Source organism: Skermanella sp., assembly GCF_059503625.1.
Window position 1 is genome coordinate 1 of sequence record NZ_JCACHA010000518.1, and the last position, 2,122, is coordinate 2,122.

The 2,122-nt window shown below is 65.0% G+C and carries 2 protein-coding genes and 1 pseudogene; all 3 read left to right on the forward strand.

The annotated features are described in order from the left end of the window. The coding region (locus tag AC5JJ6_RS11120) for an ABC transporter permease (protein ID WP_496042095.1) at positions 1-889 on the forward strand (889 nt) is incomplete at its 5' end. 5 nt (positions 890-894) lie between these two features. Next, a complete protein-coding gene (locus AC5JJ6_RS11125; RefSeq protein WP_496042096.1) occupies positions 895-1,719 on the forward strand; it encodes an ABC transporter permease in 825 nt (274 codons plus the stop codon). Between the two features lie 92 nt (positions 1,720-1,811). Next, positions 1,812-2,122: pseudogene (locus tag AC5JJ6_RS11130) on the forward strand (hypothetical protein); the annotation flags it as partial.

Sequence of the window (2,122 nt, forward strand, 5' to 3'; positions counted from 1 at the left end):
GGCCCTGTTCGCCACCGCCCGGTCCTTGCCGGAGCAGCCCGACGGCACTTGGCAGAAGACCCTGACCGGCGCCAACGCCATCTGGGGAGAGCCGGCGACATGGGCAGTGATGCGCCGCGCCGCTGCACCCTTCACGCCGCTCTACCTGCTGGCCGCCGTCGACCGTGAGATGGATGCCGACGGCAATATCGTGTCGGTAGCGCCGGACCGGGCGATCTACGTCGATATCTTCGTCCGCACCTTCTGGATCGCGATCGTCGTGACGGTCGTTTGCCTGATCCTCGGCTACCCGCTGGCCTACAAGCTGGCGAGCCTGCCGCCGAGGATAGCCAACCTGCTGATGATACTGGTCCTGCTGCCGTTCTGGACCTCGATCCTCGTCCGCACCGGCGCCTGGGTCGTGCTGCTTCAGCGCGAAGGGCCGATAAACGAGACGCTTCAGACGCTGGGCCTGATTACCGAACCGCTTCAACTGGTCTACAACCGCGTCGGCGTCTATGTGGCGATGGTCCACATCCTGCTGCCTTTCATGATCCTGCCGCTCTACAGCGTCATGAAAGGCATATCGCCGGCCTATGTGCGGGCGGCGACCTCCCTGGGGGCGACGCCGTTCACGGCATTCCGGCGGGTCTACCTGCCGCAGACAATACCGGGAATCGGGGCGGGCGGGCTGCTCGTCTTCATCCTGGGGGTCGGGTACTACATCACGCCGGCGCTGGTCGGCGGGGCAGGGGACCAGATGGTCAGCTATTTCGTCGCCTTCTTCACCAACCAGACGATCAACTGGGGCATGGCGGCGGCATTAGGTTCGGTGCTTCTGGTGGCGACCCTGTTGCTGTACTGGATCTACGCCAGGCTCGTCGGCGTCGACGGCATGAAGATGGGTTGAAGGTCATGAGCCTGCCTCCCTATGCCTCCCCCCTTGAACGGGCGTGGCACGTGACGCTCTGGGCCGTCGCGGTCCTGGTGCTGGGCTTCCTGATCCTGCCCATCCTGGTGATCGTGCCCCTGTCGTTCAGCAGCGGATCGTTCCTGAGCTTCCCGCTGCCGGGCCTGTCGCTTCGCTGGTACCACGAACTGCTCGGGTCGGAGCGCTGGCTGTCTTCGCTCCGCAACAGCGTGATCGTCGCCTTCGCCTCGACGATCCTGGCGACGGTGCTCGGCACGCTGGCGGCGCTTGGCCTTCAGCGCGCCAAGTTTCCCGGCAGTTCGCTGGTGCTGGCGCTGCTGATCTCGCCCATGGTCGTCCCGCTGGTGATCGTCGCGGTCGGCGTCTATTTCTTCTACGCGCCGTTCGGGTTGACCGGCAGCCTCGTCGGGCTGACGCTGGCCCATACCGCCCTGGCCTCACCCTTCGTCGTCATCACGGTGTCGGCGACGCTCCAGGGCTTCGACACCAACCTGTCGCGGGCGGCGGCCAGCCTGGGGGCCGGGCCGACGCTGGCATTCTTCAGGATCACCTTGCCGCTGATCCTGCCCGGAGTGGTGTCTGGCGCACTCTTTGCGTTCGTCACCTCGTTCGACGAGGTGGTCGTGGCCCTGTTCCTGACCGGTCCGCAGGACCGCACTCTGCCGCGTCAGATGTTCGACGGTATCCGGGAGAACATCAGCCCGATCATCGCGGCGGCTGCCACGCTGCTGATCGTCCTGTCCGTCGCCCTGATGACCGTGATGGAGGCCTTGCGCCGCCGTAGCGAACGCCTGCGCGGCCTTCGCTGAACTCGACATAACCAGAAAAGCCAAGAAGCACAAAAAACCGATAGAGGATCGTCCCCGGAGCATCCGCGCATCAACTCAAACCCGAGGTCATCATGCCTGAACCTGAGAGCATAGACGGTGTCCGGTACCATGCGGTCGATGCCGCCTACTTCGAGAAGCGGGGTCTTCGAAAATATGCCGGGGTATGGTCGCTCTGGGCGCTCGGCGTCGGCGCCGTCATCTCCGGAGACTTCTTCGGCTGGAACTTCGGTCTGGCGGCCGGCGGCTTCGGCGGGTTGTTCATCGCGACGCTGATCGTCGTCGTCATGTATCTTGGCCTCTGCTTCAGCCTTGCCGAGATGTCGCCGGCCCTTCCCCATACGGGTGGAGCCTACAGCTTCGGGCGCTCGGCGCTCGGCCCCTG